The organism is Pseudorhodoferax soli (genome assembly GCF_003337555.1).
In the GTDB taxonomy this organism is placed as follows: Bacteria; Pseudomonadota; Gammaproteobacteria; order Burkholderiales; family Burkholderiaceae_C; genus Pseudorhodoferax; species Pseudorhodoferax soli.
The window spans coordinates 94,550-110,286 of record NZ_QPJK01000013.1; the positions used below are offsets into that span (position 1 = coordinate 94,550).

8 protein-coding genes are annotated in these 15,737 nt (G+C 62.2%); 4 read left to right on the forward strand and 4 right to left on the reverse strand.

All coding sequences use genetic code 11. The features are described from left to right. Positions 1-114: 114 nt before the first annotated feature. Positions 115-1,134, forward strand: coding sequence for a PRTRC system protein D (locus DES41_RS33430; protein WP_114471951.1), 1,020 nt, complete (start codon positions 115-117; stop codon positions 1,132-1,134). Next, the gene (locus tag DES41_RS38150; RefSeq protein ID WP_147283029.1) at positions 1,112-1,447 is read left to right on the forward strand and encodes a hypothetical protein; all 336 of its coding nucleotides are present in this window, start codon (positions 1,112-1,114) and stop codon (positions 1,445-1,447) included. The genes DES41_RS33430 and DES41_RS38150 overlap by 23 nt, the downstream gene beginning before the upstream one ends. A gap of 155 nt (positions 1,448-1,602) precedes the next feature. Here DES41_RS38150 and DES41_RS33435 read toward each other — a convergent pair whose 3' ends face one another. From DES41_RS33435 to DES41_RS33445, 3 genes are all read right to left on the reverse strand, one after another. Continuing rightward, complete coding sequence (locus tag DES41_RS33435; protein ID WP_114471952.1) at positions 1,603-2,001, reverse strand: HU family DNA-binding protein; 399 nt, start codon at positions 1,999-2,001, stop codon at positions 1,603-1,605. Between the two features lie 563 nt (positions 2,002-2,564). Next, positions 2,565-4,142, reverse strand: a complete 1,578-nt coding sequence (locus DES41_RS33440; protein ID WP_114471953.1) for a hypothetical protein — start codon at positions 4,140-4,142, stop codon at positions 2,565-2,567. Beyond that, a complete protein-coding gene (locus tag DES41_RS33445) occupies positions 4,135-9,006 on the reverse strand; it encodes an AAA domain-containing protein (protein ID WP_114471954.1) in 4,872 nt (1,623 codons plus the stop codon). The genes DES41_RS33440 and DES41_RS33445 overlap by 8 nt, the downstream gene beginning before the upstream one ends. Before the next feature lie 508 nt (positions 9,007-9,514). Between DES41_RS33445 and DES41_RS33450 the strand changes: the two genes are divergently transcribed. After that, the gene (locus DES41_RS33450; protein ID WP_147283030.1) at positions 9,515-10,183 is read left to right on the forward strand and encodes a hypothetical protein; all 669 of its coding nucleotides are present in this window, start codon (positions 9,515-9,517) and stop codon (positions 10,181-10,183) included. 190 nt (positions 10,184-10,373) lie between these two features. Then, on the forward strand, positions 10,374-10,808 hold the full coding sequence (locus DES41_RS33455; protein ID WP_245965995.1) for an H-NS histone family protein: 435 nt from the start codon (positions 10,374-10,376) through the stop codon (positions 10,806-10,808). A gap of 448 nt (positions 10,809-11,256) precedes the next feature. Here the strand turns inward: DES41_RS33455 and DES41_RS33460 are convergent, their stop codons facing one another. Beyond that, positions 11,257-15,270, reverse strand: a complete 4,014-nt coding sequence (locus DES41_RS33460) for an nSTAND3 domain-containing NTPase (protein ID WP_147283031.1) — start codon at positions 15,268-15,270, stop codon at positions 11,257-11,259. Positions 15,271-15,737: the final 467 nt, after the last annotated feature.

Consider the following 15,737-nt stretch of genomic DNA (forward strand, 5'->3'; position numbering starts at 1 on the left):
TGCATGGCCCTGTGAACGCGAAACGGTCGTCGTTGAATGCCGTTTCTCGTTGGTGAGAAGCGCCACCCTCGTTCACGCTCGCTCCATCGTTGTCCGCACGGGGAGAGCAAGCCAATGAGCAAGATCGTCAGAGCCATCGATGTCGGGTTCGGCAACACCAAGTTCGTCGTCGGCCACACACCACAGGAGGTCAAGTGCGGGTCCTTCCCTTCGTTGGCTTACGTCAGCGCGAAAGACTCGGCGCAGCGCACCGACGGACAGCGTCGAAGGACCGTCAGTATTCCCATCGACAAACTCTTCTACGAGGTGGGTCCGGACGTGCACCTGGCTGCCGACACCTTCCGCGGGACGCAACTGCACGACCGGTACATCGAGACGCCGGAGTACCTCGCGCTGGCGCGCGGTGCCCTGAGCTACATGAGGCTGAGCACGATCGACCTGCTCGTTGTCGGACTGCCGGTGGCATCGTTTCAGGCGCGCAAGGCGCAGTTGGAGCGCCTCATGACCGGCGTGCACGACGTGGGCGCAGGAAAAACAGTGGAAGTCAGGAAGGCCGTGGCGGTGGCGCAGCCCCAGGGCGCTCTGGTGCACTTCACGGCGGCCTACGGCAAGCAGAAGACCATCGCGCAGGAGCAAAGCCTGATCATCGATCCGGGCTCGCGCACCTTCGACTGGCTCCTGTCGCGCGGCATGCGGTTGGTCTCCAAGGTCAGCAGCTCGGTCAACCGTGGGATGTCCGACGTGCTCAAGACCATCGCGCAGGAGATCAGCAGCGACATCGGTCGCCCCTACAGCGACCTGCCGGCAATCGACACGGCGCTGCGCACCGGCAAGCCTTTGCTGATCTACCAGAAGCCCTACGACCTGACGCCGATCCTTCCGACGGCCCATGCAGTGGCCCGTGGGGCCGTCTCCTCGATGATGGAATGGATCGCGGAGGACTACAGCATCCAGAACGTGATCCTTGTCGGGGGAGGGGCCTTCATGTTCAAGGACGCGGTCAAGGCGGCGTTCCCGAAGCACAAGATCCACGTCATCAAGGATCCGATGTTCGCCAACGTCAAGGGGTTTCAGATCGCTGGCGCGAACCTTCTGAGTGCGGAGCAGGCCGATGCCTCGAGCGAAGAGTCCTGAGGTTGATGCCGTCCAGGTCGACGCCAACCCACGACTGCGGGTCACGCTGGATTTCAGGCGCAGCGACGATCCGCTCTTGTTCGATGCACTGGCGTCGTTGTCCAAGGGGCGCAGGAGGCTGGCACGCCTACGCACTCTCGCGCATGACGGCCTGGCCATGGACCGAGGCACCCGGGCGCCCGAACCCGCCCCGAGCGCAAGTGCCGTTGACGCCCCAGGGATGCGCGTGTCGCCGAGCGACGACCCGGAGCAACTGGGTGAGCTGCATCCGACGCTGACAAGCGGTCTCTTCGATCCGCCGCTCGACAACTGACGATGCCCGACCCTTATCGTGACGAGCTTCTGCGGGCAGGTTCGCTGCGGACACCGATGTGCGCACGGAAAAGAAAAAGCCACTTGCAGCGCTTGGGGCGCCGCTGGTGGCTTTTCATCATGCTGCGCGGACGGAGATCCCGTCCCGCGCGACGCTTACAGCGCAGCGTCCTTCAGCTTCTTGAGGGAGCGGACCTTGATCTTCACCGTTGCGGGCTTGGCCGCGAACTCACGTTCCTGCTTCGTGAAGGGATCGATGCCCTTGCGCTTGGGCTTGGCCGGAACCTTCAGAAGGCCGATCTTGAGCAGGCCGGGCAGCGTGAACTCGCCGATGCCCTTCTTGTGCACCGAGCCCAGAACGGCCGACTCGAGCGCTGCCAGAACGGCCTTCACCGCCTTGGGCTCAACGCCGGACTGCTCAGCCAACAACGCGGTCAGCGTCGTCTTGTTGAGTGCTTCCTTGATGGGCTTGATGGTGGGGGCCGCGGCCTTCGCCGCGGGGGATGCCGGCTTCGCAGCCGGGGCGGCTTTGGGGGCCTTTTTCGCAGTTGCCATTTGAGTGTCGATCCGAGTAGTTGGAGGAGCATGCGCACAGCGGCTGCGGCACGCCGTCGTTATTCTAGGCTTGCCTCCGTGAACGAACGAGAGGCTCTGGCCGAGGCCAGCCTGCTGAAGGTGGAGCTCGCGCCACCGGAGTCCTGAGCGGCCTGCATCGCAGTGCTGCATGCCGATCTGGCGTGGCTTGCTCCTTCCTGCCCGGTCAAAGAGGCTGCTTGCTGCTATGGGGGCAAGCAGCCTTGCTTGAGCGCCGCGGAGAGACCTTCAGACTGGCCAAACGACGGCGTAAAGCGATTGGTGGACCTGTGCTCCATGGATCGGCTCTATTTGATGGGCGAATGCCGCCAAGCCGTACTGAAGACCGACCGCGAGCTCGTCTCTTGAAACTAGACGAAAAAGTGCGAGTCGGTCATTCGCCAAGCACTTATCGCGACGTTCAAACTGGACTACTAGCCAAGCTTTGGCGAGTTGAGAGTCGAGGATCGGAGGGGCGTGAGCCATGTCGTGCCGAAGTTGCGATAATTGGTGTGGTGTTTAGACGGTGATCGGGTTTCGTCGCTCTATTCTCTACCGCCGGTCAAAGGTGCGAGGGAGGTGGCATAGTGGTCCAGAAATGCAAACTCGGCTGCTGCCGCCTCCTCGAATCTGAACTTGCGTTCGTCAGGTGTCGTCCCGCTGCCGCGGTCCGCCGTGTAGAGGGATGCAGCAATAGCAGCTTGAGAAAAGGCGGCCATTCTCTGGAGTTTGATGCTGGACTGCGTAAGGAAACCCAGAGGTACGTTGTACCGGTTCGCGCTGGGAACGGTCCATTGGTATGTCGCAGCACCGAAAACCCCTGGGATTAGGAGCACCTCAAAGCACTCGTGCTTTGGCAGGCAGGGGCTCAGGATGACGCGGCTGAATCCGGCCTCGAGCAGGTGACGTGCGCGTTTGACGAGGCGGTCACGGTTCTCGTCCTGTCGGCATGGCGCAACGACGATGATCTCAGGCGGCTCGGCGCGTGCATCTTGGAGGGCCACGCGCACGCCATGGAGCAGATCACGCACCAAACTCGTGCGGCCCCACAGGTCGGAGTCGGGAATCACCCAGAAGACCGCTGGGGGCAGGGCCGCCTTCGTACTCTTCTTGAGCTGTGGGAGAGCTTTGCGCAGTCCGTCCAGCAGCCGTGACTGGCACTTGGGCATGTAGAGGGCGCCAAGAAGAGCCTGGCTTCCGCCGCCGTCGTACACCTCGCCGTTGGCTTGGCCATGCACCTCGTGCACGTACCGCCCGAAATCCAGGACAGGCGTCTTGCGCAGCCCGATCCGTCCGTCTGGCCGTATGACCGCGCTGCGTGCCTCGCCTGGGCCGGGCGTGGGCAGATAGCGGGCGAGCAGCTCATCGTCGAACCGATCCACAAACGCGCTCAGGTTGTCGGGGCGCGTGCTGAGGGCCGCGATGCGGTCTGCCGTCAGGGTGCGCACTTGCGAGCGCAGAGATTCCGGAAGAAGGTCGAGCTGGGCGTCGATCTCGAACTCGACGTTGCCATCAAGGTCGACTTCAAAGTGCACAGGCAACGGTACGCTGAACGGTCGCCCTGCACGGATCTCGTCGACCTTGTAGCAGGCATATGCGCGTCGCCGCACATCCTCCAGTTCGAAGCGCTCGATGTCGATGAAGTGCTTGTGGAATGCCGCTTCTGCGCGCTCGAGCGTTCTACCCGCCTGCGGATCGTCTGCCCCCCACTTCAACTCCAGGGCGTTGTCCCAATAGTTGTTTGACAGGGCCTTGGGGAGTGGCGTGTAGCTCAGTAGCTCGAAGATAGGCCGGCTCTGCCGCTCCGCGATTCTTGTGAAGCGGGGCAGCCCGTCGGATGACGTGGCGAAGCGGGACTCGGCATAAGACGTCAAGGAAACGCGTCCGTTCGCCTCGCCCACAAGACCTTCTTCGCGCAGCACTTCCAACAGGTCGCGGAGCTCGCTGGCCGACAAGCCGAAGTACTCCCTCAGTGCGCTGACATCCAAGGGGCCGCTCAGGTGCAGCAACCGGACGGCGAAATCCGTCATGGCCGGAACCTGGCGGTCGATAGAGACATGGCAGCGGACGTTGAACAGCTGCGCTGGGATCGCGACGGCGACGGTGTTGAAACGCTCACGCATGGACGATGCTCCGCTTCAGGTCCTTGGAGGGCACGAACTGTGCGTTGCCCTGGTCCGCGAGACGCTCGACCTCGTCGAGCACGCGCTTCATCGGCGTCGAGGTCCTTGTTCTCCACATGGACGATGAGCTGACGATCACGAGGCGGTCTTTTGCGCGGGACATCGCCACGTTGATCCGCTCGGGATCGGCCAGGAAGCCGATGTTCTCGTTCGTGTCATTGCGTACGACAGACAGGACGATGATCCGGTTCTCCTTGCCTTGGTAGCTGTCCACTGTGCCGACCGTGAATTGGTCGCGCAGTTTGGAGGCCCAATCGGCTTGCTCGAGCTTGCGGCGGATGAGGTCCCGCTGCGCGGCATACATGGCGATGATGCCGATGATCGGCTCGTCGTCGCGCCGCTCCTCCATGACTTCCTGAATGAAGTCCGTCGAAGTAAGGATGGCGCGGACGACATCGACCACCGCAGCTGCCTCGGCCTCGTTGACCAACGCGCCTTCATGGGTGCCCGCTGCACGGTGGAAGCCGAGCCGAGCTTGGTCCTGGGTGTCGATCCAGACCACCTGCGAAGCGAGGAAGTCGGGCAGCATCGCGTACTCGTCACCTGGAGGCTTGCGACCGACTTCGAGCGCGTCGGCGTAGAAGCAATGCGAGACCAGCCGGTTGATGTGTTCTGCCATCCGGTACTGGACCCGCAGAGTCCGGCCGACGGACTTGCCGTACTTTGAAGAGAAGGCTCTTTGAAAGTTGTTGATGCGGCGGAAGTCCTTGCGCGAGACGCCCAGCAACGCCGAGGCCTGCTCCTCGACAGCCCGAGGGTAGGAGGGTGGCAGTTGCAGGTGGTCACCGACCAACAGGACGCGCTTCCCCGCCTGCATTGCGACCACGAGCTCCATTGGGGAGGCGCGCGCCGCTTCGTCCACGATGACCCAATCGTAAGGTACTTCCGTGATGCCGAGCGCTTGCTTGCCGACGCCGACGCAGGTGCCCGCCACGATCTTGGAGGAGCGAGCGAGAAAGGAGGTGTAGTTGGAACGAGGGTTGCGCAGCACTTGGGCGAATTCGGTTGACAAGCGCGCAATCTGTTCGAGGCGGGCGCGCTTCGAAGGACTCGGCGAACCGTTCTGCGTGGCCAACTCGTCCAACTTGGCCTCCAGCAAAGCCTTGAGGTGGCCAACATCGTTGGCGCTTGGCGGCGCTTCAATGCCGAACTGACGCGCGGCCACCTCGGCGAACACCTCCCCGAGGCGCTTAAGATGCTCGGCCGCCGACGTATCCCCACCTTCGCCTTCTTCCACGGCAAGGGTCAGGCGCTCGATGCCTTGCATCAGGGGCCCCAACGTGATGTGAAGATCTGTAGCGGTTCGAACATACTCGGGAGGGAGACCCATGGCGACGCCGACGGCGCGTACCCTTTCTTTGACCTCCGCATCGAAGCTCTCCCGGTAGCGTTGGCGCAGTGCGTCCTCCTGGATGCTGCGAAGTCCCGGAGACACCATCGACGGCAACCCGACGCGGACCATGGGTACCTCCATGCGCGAGGCCCGCAACGAATTGGACACCTTGAGCATCGCGTTGTTCACCGCTTCGTGCGATTGGCTGACGAGCAGGATGTTGCCGGCCAGACCGCGCGAGAGCAGCAGATGGACGAAAGACGCGATGAACTTGGTTTTGCCCGTGCCTGGAGGGCCCTGGAGGAGTGAGATGGGCCCAAACGACAAGGCTGTCCGCAGGGCCTCCTCCTGAGACGCGTTGAGCTCGTACTCTCCAAGGTCCTCCAGCACGATCGAAGCGTCTGGTTGCGGTGCTCGCTCCACCTCGGGGTCGAAGAAGTCGACCAGGGATGGAATGAGACCTCCGCCAGCCAGAACGCGCTTCATGGCCGCGACGCGTCGCTCCGAACCGACCTTCTCGAACGTGCCACGTACATGGAGGGTGTCGCCCGGCTTCGGGGCGAACAGCATGCTTTTGGAGCGCACCTTCATCAGGTCTCGTCCCAGGTCTGGCGATACCCTGCCGATGGTGAACCAGCGTTCGTTGCCGTCGCTCACGTCGAGGCGCCGTTCCAACAACTCGATGGTCTCACCCTCCGTGAAGTCGAGAACACCACCTTCACAGTCGTAGGGGATGAGCCACTCGCCACTTCCTGGGGGCACTTGCTTGACGCCGGTCCGCACGGTAATCGTGGTGACGTTCATCTCATCGGTGTCGGCCAATGCTGTCCAGAAGGCTCGGGCTGTCATCGCGTGCAGCAGTGCCGCGTCGGCTTGCCGTGCGTAGGGGTCTCTGGCACGCCCGTCGGTTGATCCGCCCGCCTCCAAATCGTCAGGGACACGCGCGCGGTACAACTGGAACAGCAGGCCTGCCAGGGTGTCGGCGTTGTGCTCCTCGCCGAACGCAACCTGGATCTCAGCGTTCAACGTGAAGTTCTTGCGGCGAAATGCACTGACGAAATCGATGTGATCGATCTCCTTGACGGCGGCGTCGAGCACAGCCTCTTGAGCTGGGTCGTACATGATGTACAGCTCCTGCTTTGTGCCGACGACGTAGAAGCGCACATGACCAGTCTCTGCATGCAGTGTCGCGCGCACGGAGAACTCGCCGTGGTTGGAGATCAGATCCAGCGATGGGGGGCCACCTCGGCCGCGCCGCTTGAGCGTGGCCTTGAAGGACGCAGGCGCGCGGGACTTGGGGTGAAGCTCGTCCTGCAGCGTTTCCGCCAACAGGTCCAAGGGAGGTGGAGTGTCCACCAAGTCGAGTGCGCGTGCGATGTCGCTGCGGGTGCTGGAAAACTCCTCAGGGATGAGGTCAAGGACCAAGGCGCACACGGCGAACGCATCGCGGTGCAAGGGCGACGCCCCTTCCAGTGCTGGTGGCACCGCGCCGATGGTGATGCCTTCGTCGCCGTCGGCGCTCAGATCGGGAATGTCCACCAGTACGACGCCAGGCGCCTCGCCATCGGCCGTTTGCGGGACGACGATGTTGTCTGCTTTGACATCGCCATGGGAAAGTCCGAGGACATGGAGCCGCCGAACCGCGTTCAGAAGCGCCAGCGCCAGCATCGCCCGCAACCGTCCGTCGCTGTTGGCTTCCAACCACTCGGCAAGCGTGGAGCCTTCGATCCATCGCGTGACCAGCATCAGACCGAATGGACTCAGGCCAAAGTCCAGGACCTCAGGTGATGCGTCGAAGCCGGATTGGCGCAGTGATCGCGCCTGTTGAAGGAACGCCAGGAGGCGCAGGTTGCGTGCCGGGTACTTCTGGTCGTACTTGAGCTGGGGCCAGCACTTGACCAGGACACGCACTCCATCCCGTTCCGACTCGTAGACCGTCTTCGTTGACGCCGGCGAGATCATGCGTTTGCACTGGAGGGTCATGGGGCTGGCTGTGGTGTCGTACCCGTCGAAATCTGCCTCGCAGATGTCGGGGCCGAACTCCACAGCCAGGCAGGCGTTGAGTGCGTCCAGCGCGTCGGATGCGCTGCGGTAGCGTGCAGCTGGGTCAAGGCTCATGGCTTGTGCGTACCATGGCGCGAGAGCGGGGACGTTGAGCGTTGCGGTACCGTCGTAGACAGGCACTTGGTTGCGTCGCTCAAGTTCGCGGCCTTCCATCAACTCGTAGACCAACACCCCAAGTAGGAATGCATCGCGTGCGAAGGCGTCGGTGGTGCGCGCCTCCTGGCGACCGCCTCCATCTTCGGGTAGGTCGATGGAACCCGTTTCAAGCTCGATCCGGTGAACCCCCACGGTGTGGGCTTGGGGCACGCGGGCTGCTGCAAACGTTGACAGGATGACGCGGGAGGGCTCCAGCACCCAGAGCGTGCGCCTGGTGATGTCCCGGTGGGCGATCCCGAGTGCGTGCAGCTTGGAAAAGCGCGCCAGGATGCTTTTGGCAAGGGCGCGCCTGTCCAGCTCGTCCATGTCGGCGTTGCGTGCCAGATGCTCGCCGAGTCGCTCAATGCCAGCGGGTAGGCGGTATGCTTCGACGAAGTTCGTGGTGATGTCGTCCGCGGTCGCAGAGCCGATGGGTTCGAGCAGGTCTTCGTGCAGATCCGATGCCTGAACACGGAGCTGCTCGTTCAGCCGCAGCTCTCGCAGCCCGATTGTTTGGCGCTCGACCGTGGAGGTGCCGCCCGCAGCAAGCACCTCGAAGTTCCACTTGCGTAGCAGCGCTTTGGAGCTTCTGCTCTCCTGGTGCTCGGCGAGAAACTCCGACCAGATCTTGCGCGGGTGGACGTAGTCCGCGTGGTCGTCGATCTGCTCGAAACCGTACAGCACGGTGCGGCGCCGGAGCACTGCAGGGTTGTTGGACGAGAAGATGGCGTTGTACTGCTGCCTGTTTTGCAGGGGGTCCGCCGACCGATAGAGGAAGTTGGGCGGCGTGTCGGGGAAACGCTTCTTGTAGCGGCCGACGTCGGTCGCGACATGCACGAACTCGTTGAGCGTGGAGACAAAGCGGCGTTGCTCGTCAGGAAATCTGACCAGGCGGCATTTGGGATGGCACAGGACAACAAGCGTTTCGATGAAGGGAATCTTCATCGTGGGGTACTTCTCGCGGATGAAGCTCTTCAGCGCCCGAACCTTGTTGTCCGTCACCTCGACCGGTGAGGGCGTCGCGTAGCCGCGGTGGAACCACTGGCCAGAGGAGTACTCGATGTCGCCAGACCAGTTCTTCAACTCGACCACCAGGATCCGGTTTGTGGTCAGAAGCAACAGGTCGATATCCAGCGGCAGTTTGGAGCCGCGGGTGAGCAGCCGAAAAGCTGCGTAGGCGCCCCAGGTATCCGGCAGCTTGGTCTCGAGTTCGCGCAGCGTGGCGTGCTCCACCTCCAAGACTCCCCGGGCGCTGAGGTAGTTGATTCGCACAGTTGAAACCTCCCGATGTCTTCTTGTTGACGTTCCAAATCGCTCGGAACGGCGGGCGAGGGCCCATGAGCCAACCGAAAAGCATACGGGATCTGCAATGCGCCGCCACCGTCCTGCGGTGGCGCTTCGCAGCCTGGGCCTGGAGCTGCTCCCTGAGACTGTTTCCCGGGCGCGATGCGCTGACCGGTCGTCCGCGCCAATCGCAGCCAGGAAGTCCTTCGTACTAGCTCCGCGCCAGACCTGGGACATCTCCACCCAACTGCTGGAGGTACAAGGCCGGTTGCGCGCCGTTCCAGCCAGCGTATTGCACTCCAGTTCGCCACAGGAACGCTTGATGTTCGTTGTGCGCCACGGGATCTACAGCCCTTCGACGCAAGAGATGTGCGCGCTTCTTCAGGAGCGCATTGACGGGCGTAGTGCGATCAAGATCGGTGCTGGGCATGGGGTACCCTCGCCGACTACTGTGCCTACGCGACCGTAGGTTCTTCGCCTGGTACCCACCTGATCTATGACTGGTATCCCCACAGAGACAAGCAAAGGCGTTGTCAACTTGGTGATCGAGCGCACAACCCGTGACGCCCGATTCGAGTTCAACCAAACACGGGCACAGAAATGGGTTTTCTGGATGACTACGGTATGCGTGGTATCCGGTTGCCTGTTCGCGGTCCTTGCGGTGTTGGAGTGGGGAGTGCTGGCACACGTCGCCACCAGGCTCTTTTACGCTGCGTCTCTGCTGGTGGTTCTCTATCAGATCACCGTGCTCGCACACGAGCTCGTCAAGATGAGAAACCCAGAAAAGGAGGTCTCGCTACCTCTAGCGGATGAGTTGGATGCCAGCCTGCGCTTGATCCGCGAGTTGGCAGCGGTTGGGGTTGAGCAAGAGCTCGTTTACGCCCGGGCGATGTTTGAACGAAGCGCGTGTCAGTTGCGCGAGCGCATCGCTCTGATCGTCGGAGCGCTGGACAAGGTCGGATTGATTCCTCTCGGCGTCAGCGCCTTCCTGTCTTTCCTTAAATTCTCAGAGGGCGGTTCGGGTTTCGGGGCCTATGAATGGATCGGCATGGCCTTTGTCGGTCTGTACCTGTTCGCGGTTCGCATGCTGGGCGCCGCCCAATGGATGGAGGCCGTCGGTGAGATCTTCGGGCATGCCATTGCCCTGAAGAAGAGCGAAGTTTGATGCCACTCCCGACTGTTCGTAGATCTGGTGCGCCGGGGAATTGATGTCGCCCAGTCTCGCTGCGCCGGGATCAATTGGTGCTGCGTGCGTGATCGTTGGATGCGCCCTTTTTCCTAGCGCTCTCAATGGACTGTTCGACGGTCGTCCGTCTCCATTAGACTGAAAGCCCATTTGTTACCGCATAACTTCTATGAAGAACCGCCGTACCGCTGCAAAGTCGTTGATGGTTGAGCCCACTCAGACGCTGAAAGAGATTGATGTTGAGATCGCCAAGCTGAAAGAACGCGCGGCGACGATCGTGGCCCACGAGAAAGCAGGCGTCATTGATCGCATCAAGGAAGCAATTTCTTACTACAGCATCACGGCGGGCGAGTTGGGGTTCGGTGGTGCGCGGCCATCGCCCCGTCGTGTGAAGTCCGCCGGTGTCGCACCTTCAGGACAGGCGCCGGCAGAAGGTGCAGAGGTTTCTTCCTCGAAGGCGCCTGCCAAGAAGCCGCGGGCTGGCGCTGGCGGCATCAAGTTCAAGGACGACGCAGGCAATGCCTGGTCTGGCTTTGGTCCAAAGCCGAGGTGGTTCACAGAAGCACTGGCCAGTGGAAAGACGCCAGAGGAGCTCAAGGTCTGACGCGTAGGCCCCATTGGCCTATTCGTCTTGGGGCGCGGAAGGCGTCAGGCTCCTAGGGCCAGGATGTCGCTGAAGTTGGAGTTGACCCGCATGCCCGCTCCGGCGGATGCGGATGCGGATGCGGATGCGGATGCGGATGCGGATGCGATTGTGGCCCGCGCTGTCTGGAAGGATGGACAGACAACCAGGTGGAGCGAAGTGTCATACCGTCCGAACGTGTTGGGCACTTGGTCATGCCATCCAGGCTCCGCGTCGAGTTTGCGCAACGCGCCGCCGCTGGTTTCCGTTTCGAAGATCACGCAGACTCCCCGTGTCTCTCAGGTGGCTTCATGCGGATGTTAGCGGAGTGCTGGATCAGTTCTGCGTGGACATCAAAAGCCAGAAAGTGCGGCAGATCGACTGACTATCGCCAAGACCGCCGACCAGGATTGGTCGCGCCGCTATCCGTTTAATTCGGGGAGTCGTCGGCGATCCGATCGCTCAGCCATCGCTGGACCCAGGGTTGGCGCTTGATGTCACCAAGGTCATCCAGTACCGATAGGGGCAGGCGATGAACTCGGGCGGCAAGAAGCTGACGTGCTGGGTGCTGCTCCTGGAGCAGATTCAGGATCGCCTGGGCAGCCTCGGCGTCACGGTGGTGGAGGCGGCAAGCTCCGAGAACGCCGAGCGATCGATCCGCGCTGGAGTGGACCATACGCTCGCAAAACGCGACAGCCGTGTGCAGCGGAGCACGGTCGCAAACCAACACGGTCGCTGAAGTCGCGAGCGCAGCCCCACGGCTCAGGATCCAGTCCGGCGTGAACGGCTCCAGCAGTTCAGGTTCGATGGAGTTCGCCGCGACCAGCGCATCAAGGGCGTCAAGCCTCATCCCGGGCGGCTCACGATCAGGACTGCAAACGATTGTGAGCGTCTTCTGACGCGCCGTGGGTGAGCCGTGTCGGGCCGCCATTTGCAAGCAATCCTGGCGGAGTCGCCGATCTAAGGTGGTCCTGGCGAGATTGAGTAGAAAGTCGCCGACCTCGTCGTTCAACGGCGCGTACGCCGCCAGCGCCAGCGCTGCCTCTCGTGCGATCGGAAAGGAATCGGGATCGTTATGGTACGGGTCGGCGTCGGACCACGTGTCGCTCATCCGATGCAGCAGCGCAGCGAGGTGCAATGGGTGAGGCTTCTTCGCGAGGGCGCGCACCAAAACCAGTCGAACCCTGTGTCCGGGGTCGCTGCACAGCGCTAAAAGTTCGGCAGACAACGGAGCGTCTGCCCGGTTCGCGAGGAAGTCGAGGGCGACGGCGCGGGCATTGGCACGGCAATGCCGCAGGGCCAACTCCATCGCCTCCTCATCTCTGATTGCAACCGCCGCGCGCGCGGCCTCCTCGGCGACATCAGCGTCCGTGGTTTCTTTCAGCCAGCGCCGAAGATGCTCGCTGCGCACCCCAGAGTTCTTGAGGAGGAGAGGGACCACAACGGAAAGAGCGCGAGGCGGCAGGGTCTCTGCTGCCTCCTGGAGAACCACGACGGCTTCGGGGCTCAGTCTAGCCGGTCGCGAGCCATTGCGAAGCAGCGCTTTGCCGATCTCCAGGTATGGGGCACGCAGCGCCTGGACAAGGCACGGCAAGCCTGCCATGTGGCTCAGCATATGGCGCTTACGCGTGCCCACAAGCTCGCCGAGGAGAGCGACGCGCGACGCAGCTGTTGGACAGGCGTTGAATACCTCGCAAAGCAGGGTTCGATCGACAGCCATGGCGCAATCCATTGCGGCGTGGCTGTCGAACTGATCTGGAATGCCTACGCCAATGGCTTGCTTGAGCGACTCGCGAAAATCCTGGTGCCAGTGATTGCGCAAAGCGCGCCACGCTTCGCATTCATTCCCGCTCGTCCGTGTCGCTGCGACCATCGCAGTGAGCTCCTCGAGGCAGGGCGCCGACGTGCCCTCGGCGCTCCCGATTGCCCGTGCCCAATGGAAAGAGAACGCAGGTTCAGTCCTTCGATGGTGCTGTGCCAATGTCCTCCACTGGCCAGCAGTGCGGAGCGCCTTGACGTAGTGTTCGATGATGGTCCCAGATGCGAAGCCCTCGTCATCATCGCCAGAGTTGTAGTACTCCTCCACCGCGTAGTCGCATTCGCCATCATCGATGGATCGCCGCGTTTCCCACCTGCGCGCACGACTTGCCTCGTCGCCAGCAAGATCATCGAGTGCCTCATCGAAAACACACTTGAATGCGGTGAGATCGCGCGTTGCTCCGACTAGGACTGGCTCGAAGTTCGATCCGTGCCCCATCCCCACGAGCCGGTGAGCGGCATCGAGATATGCATCGTCGAGTCCCTTGGCAATTCGGTCGAGCGCGGCCGGGAAGTCCGAGTCGTACGATCCACGTTCGCTAGCAAGCTGTTCGCGGACGAAGCGGTCGGCGATGGCAAATGACCGCGGATCATTGGAGATCTGCTCATACCATTCATCGGAAAAGGTGGGAGCCGTCCATTCATCCATGAAGTACGCCACACCGCGCCGGACACTCGTCAGAAGCCAACGGGCGAGTTCGGACGGATTGGATGCAGCGCTGCCAACATCACTGGCAAGTTCGAGTAGCTTGGAGAAATCCGCGCCTGGATCGACAAGCGCTGCATCGAGCCATTGATCGACTAGGCGCTGGGCATGCGCGGGAACCTCCGGGGTCATGTCGTCGCCGCTGAGCTTTGAGACGAGGCGCCGACCTTCGCCGATCGCCCTCGCAGCCGTTTCCATCCCCCATTCGAGGATCGGGTCCGGGAGTGTGGTCAATGCGCTGAGCAGAGCCGTGAACGCGGGCTCTTTGTCCAGCCACTTCCCTTTCAGATGTGTCTCGAATGCGGCGCGGACGCTCGGGTGTGCGAAGGCCACCGTGGTGGCCGGCTGGCGCAGATGGCGCGCGGCGATCAAGGTGTCAACCAGTCTGTCCAGGCCCTTAGCGAGCGACGGTTCAATGCTCCGCAGTCGCCGCACTAGTGCGAAGAGCTGCGTGCGCTCGAATGAACCTCGCGCCGCCAGCAGTCCCCAAATGACGGCGGACTGACTGCTCTCATCTGCATGGGCCAGAAAGCGGCAAACCACTGCCTCAACCGCATCTCGATGCGCCATGTCGATAAGCCGATGAAGCCACTGTCCATCGTTCTCACCCGCATTCCGGTCGGAAATAAGCCCGGCGAAGAACCGGTCGATCTCCAACGGCTTCTCAAGTTTGCTCAGGGCGTGGTTTTTGAAGCCAAGCGCTACGGACTGCAGCTCCGGAGGAAGAAGGTCCATTCGCCTGTCGTATATCTCCGCAAGCCGCCCGTCGTGGTAGCGATCTGCCTCGAGTTGCACGATCCATGGATCGAACTCTTGGCCGGCCTGAGCGCTGCTCAGCATGTCGCTTCGGGACGTAACGACAAAGCGGTTCCCCGCATTGGCACCACGCAACATGTGCGGCAGTTGGTCGGTCCATGTCGCCGAGCCAACGCGCAGGCTGTTCTGACCCCATGGGTCCTCCAGGTAGAACAGCTTTGGTCCGGTCTGTACGAGTTGGCGGATGCTGGATGGGTCGCTGTTCGGATCCACCACGACGATATCAAGCGCGCCATTCTTCCTGCGGGCCCGATCGCAAAGCGCTTGTGCTGCCAGCGTCTTGCCGGTACCCGACGATCCCGCAATCACGACTGCGTGCTTTCTGTCGAGCTGGCGAACCATGTCGGGATAGTTCGACGGTGGGACGAAGGCGTCAAGCTCCGCAACGCTCGCCAGGAATCCTCCATGAGCACGAATCGTGGCAAGAAGATCGTTGAAGGCCCAGGCCCCAGGCGAGATGCCTGCCATCCGGCTCTTTGCTTCGGTGCGGAGCGCGGCGAGGCACTGGTCTTGACGGTTCTTCGGAACTCGCAGGATGGTGGTCAGTACATCCTCCAGTTCGAAGGCAAGAAGCCTCCGGGTCAAGCCTGAGTAGATGGCAACTCGCCCATCCGGCGCCTCTGGCAGGATCGTGCGTAGAGAGTGGGGGAAAGCTCGGCGCCCTGGGTGCTCCTCGAAATCTTCGACAAGGAGATCGCGTGCTACGCCCGAGACATCAGCATTGGTGACCAAAAGATAGCGTACGTGCGGGTCGCGCAAATGGTCTTTGGCTGGCGTGCGGCGCTTTCCATGCTTGAGCAGTTGGATGAATGCGTCGATCGACCAGGGCTCTCCGTTGCGAAGCTTCACCTGCATGACCAGTCTGTGGCCGGCACCAAGAGGCGTCATCGCCTGGACGTGGCCGGGGTCGTCGGCGGCGAGTTCTACTTCGATGTCTTCTGTGCCCGCCGGCTCCAGCGTGATGCGTGAAGCCGACTTGCTGACAAAGAGGATGCGCAACGCTGCCAGGATGGAAACGTCGACTTGATAGGCATAACCCGCTAGGGCGGGCCGAGCGCCAGTCCTGTCTTCTTGGGCTCGTTCGGAGTCGGCAGGCTCGATCATAGGGCGCACATTAGACTCGATCGGCCGCTCCTGGGCAGGGCAATGGCGGCCAAGGGCGACGGCTGCGATTTCAAGTGAAGGCGTACTCTGGAATAGATCGAAACATGTGGGGTGGATGGCAACTACGCCCCGGAAGTAGGGAACAGCAAACCCACATGGCTGGACGTCTCACCGCCGCTGCGGTTCTTACGGCTGGCCCGAGCCGTACGGCGCGTCGGAATGGTGCCGGTCGACATACTCTGTGATCTGACGCCGGCCAAGACGCGTTCCTACTGCGCCGATCTGTTGGACGCGGCAGGACTACCGCAGTCCGCGCCTCGTCGCCTGCCACGCCTGCCGAGGCACGCCCGGGAACTTTCGCCGATGGGCTCACTGCGCCTCCTCATTCACGACGCGCACGTTGCTTCGACGCACTTGCACCGGCTCATGCCTGCGGCGCTCCTAGCTCCTCTCGAGACCGCGATCCA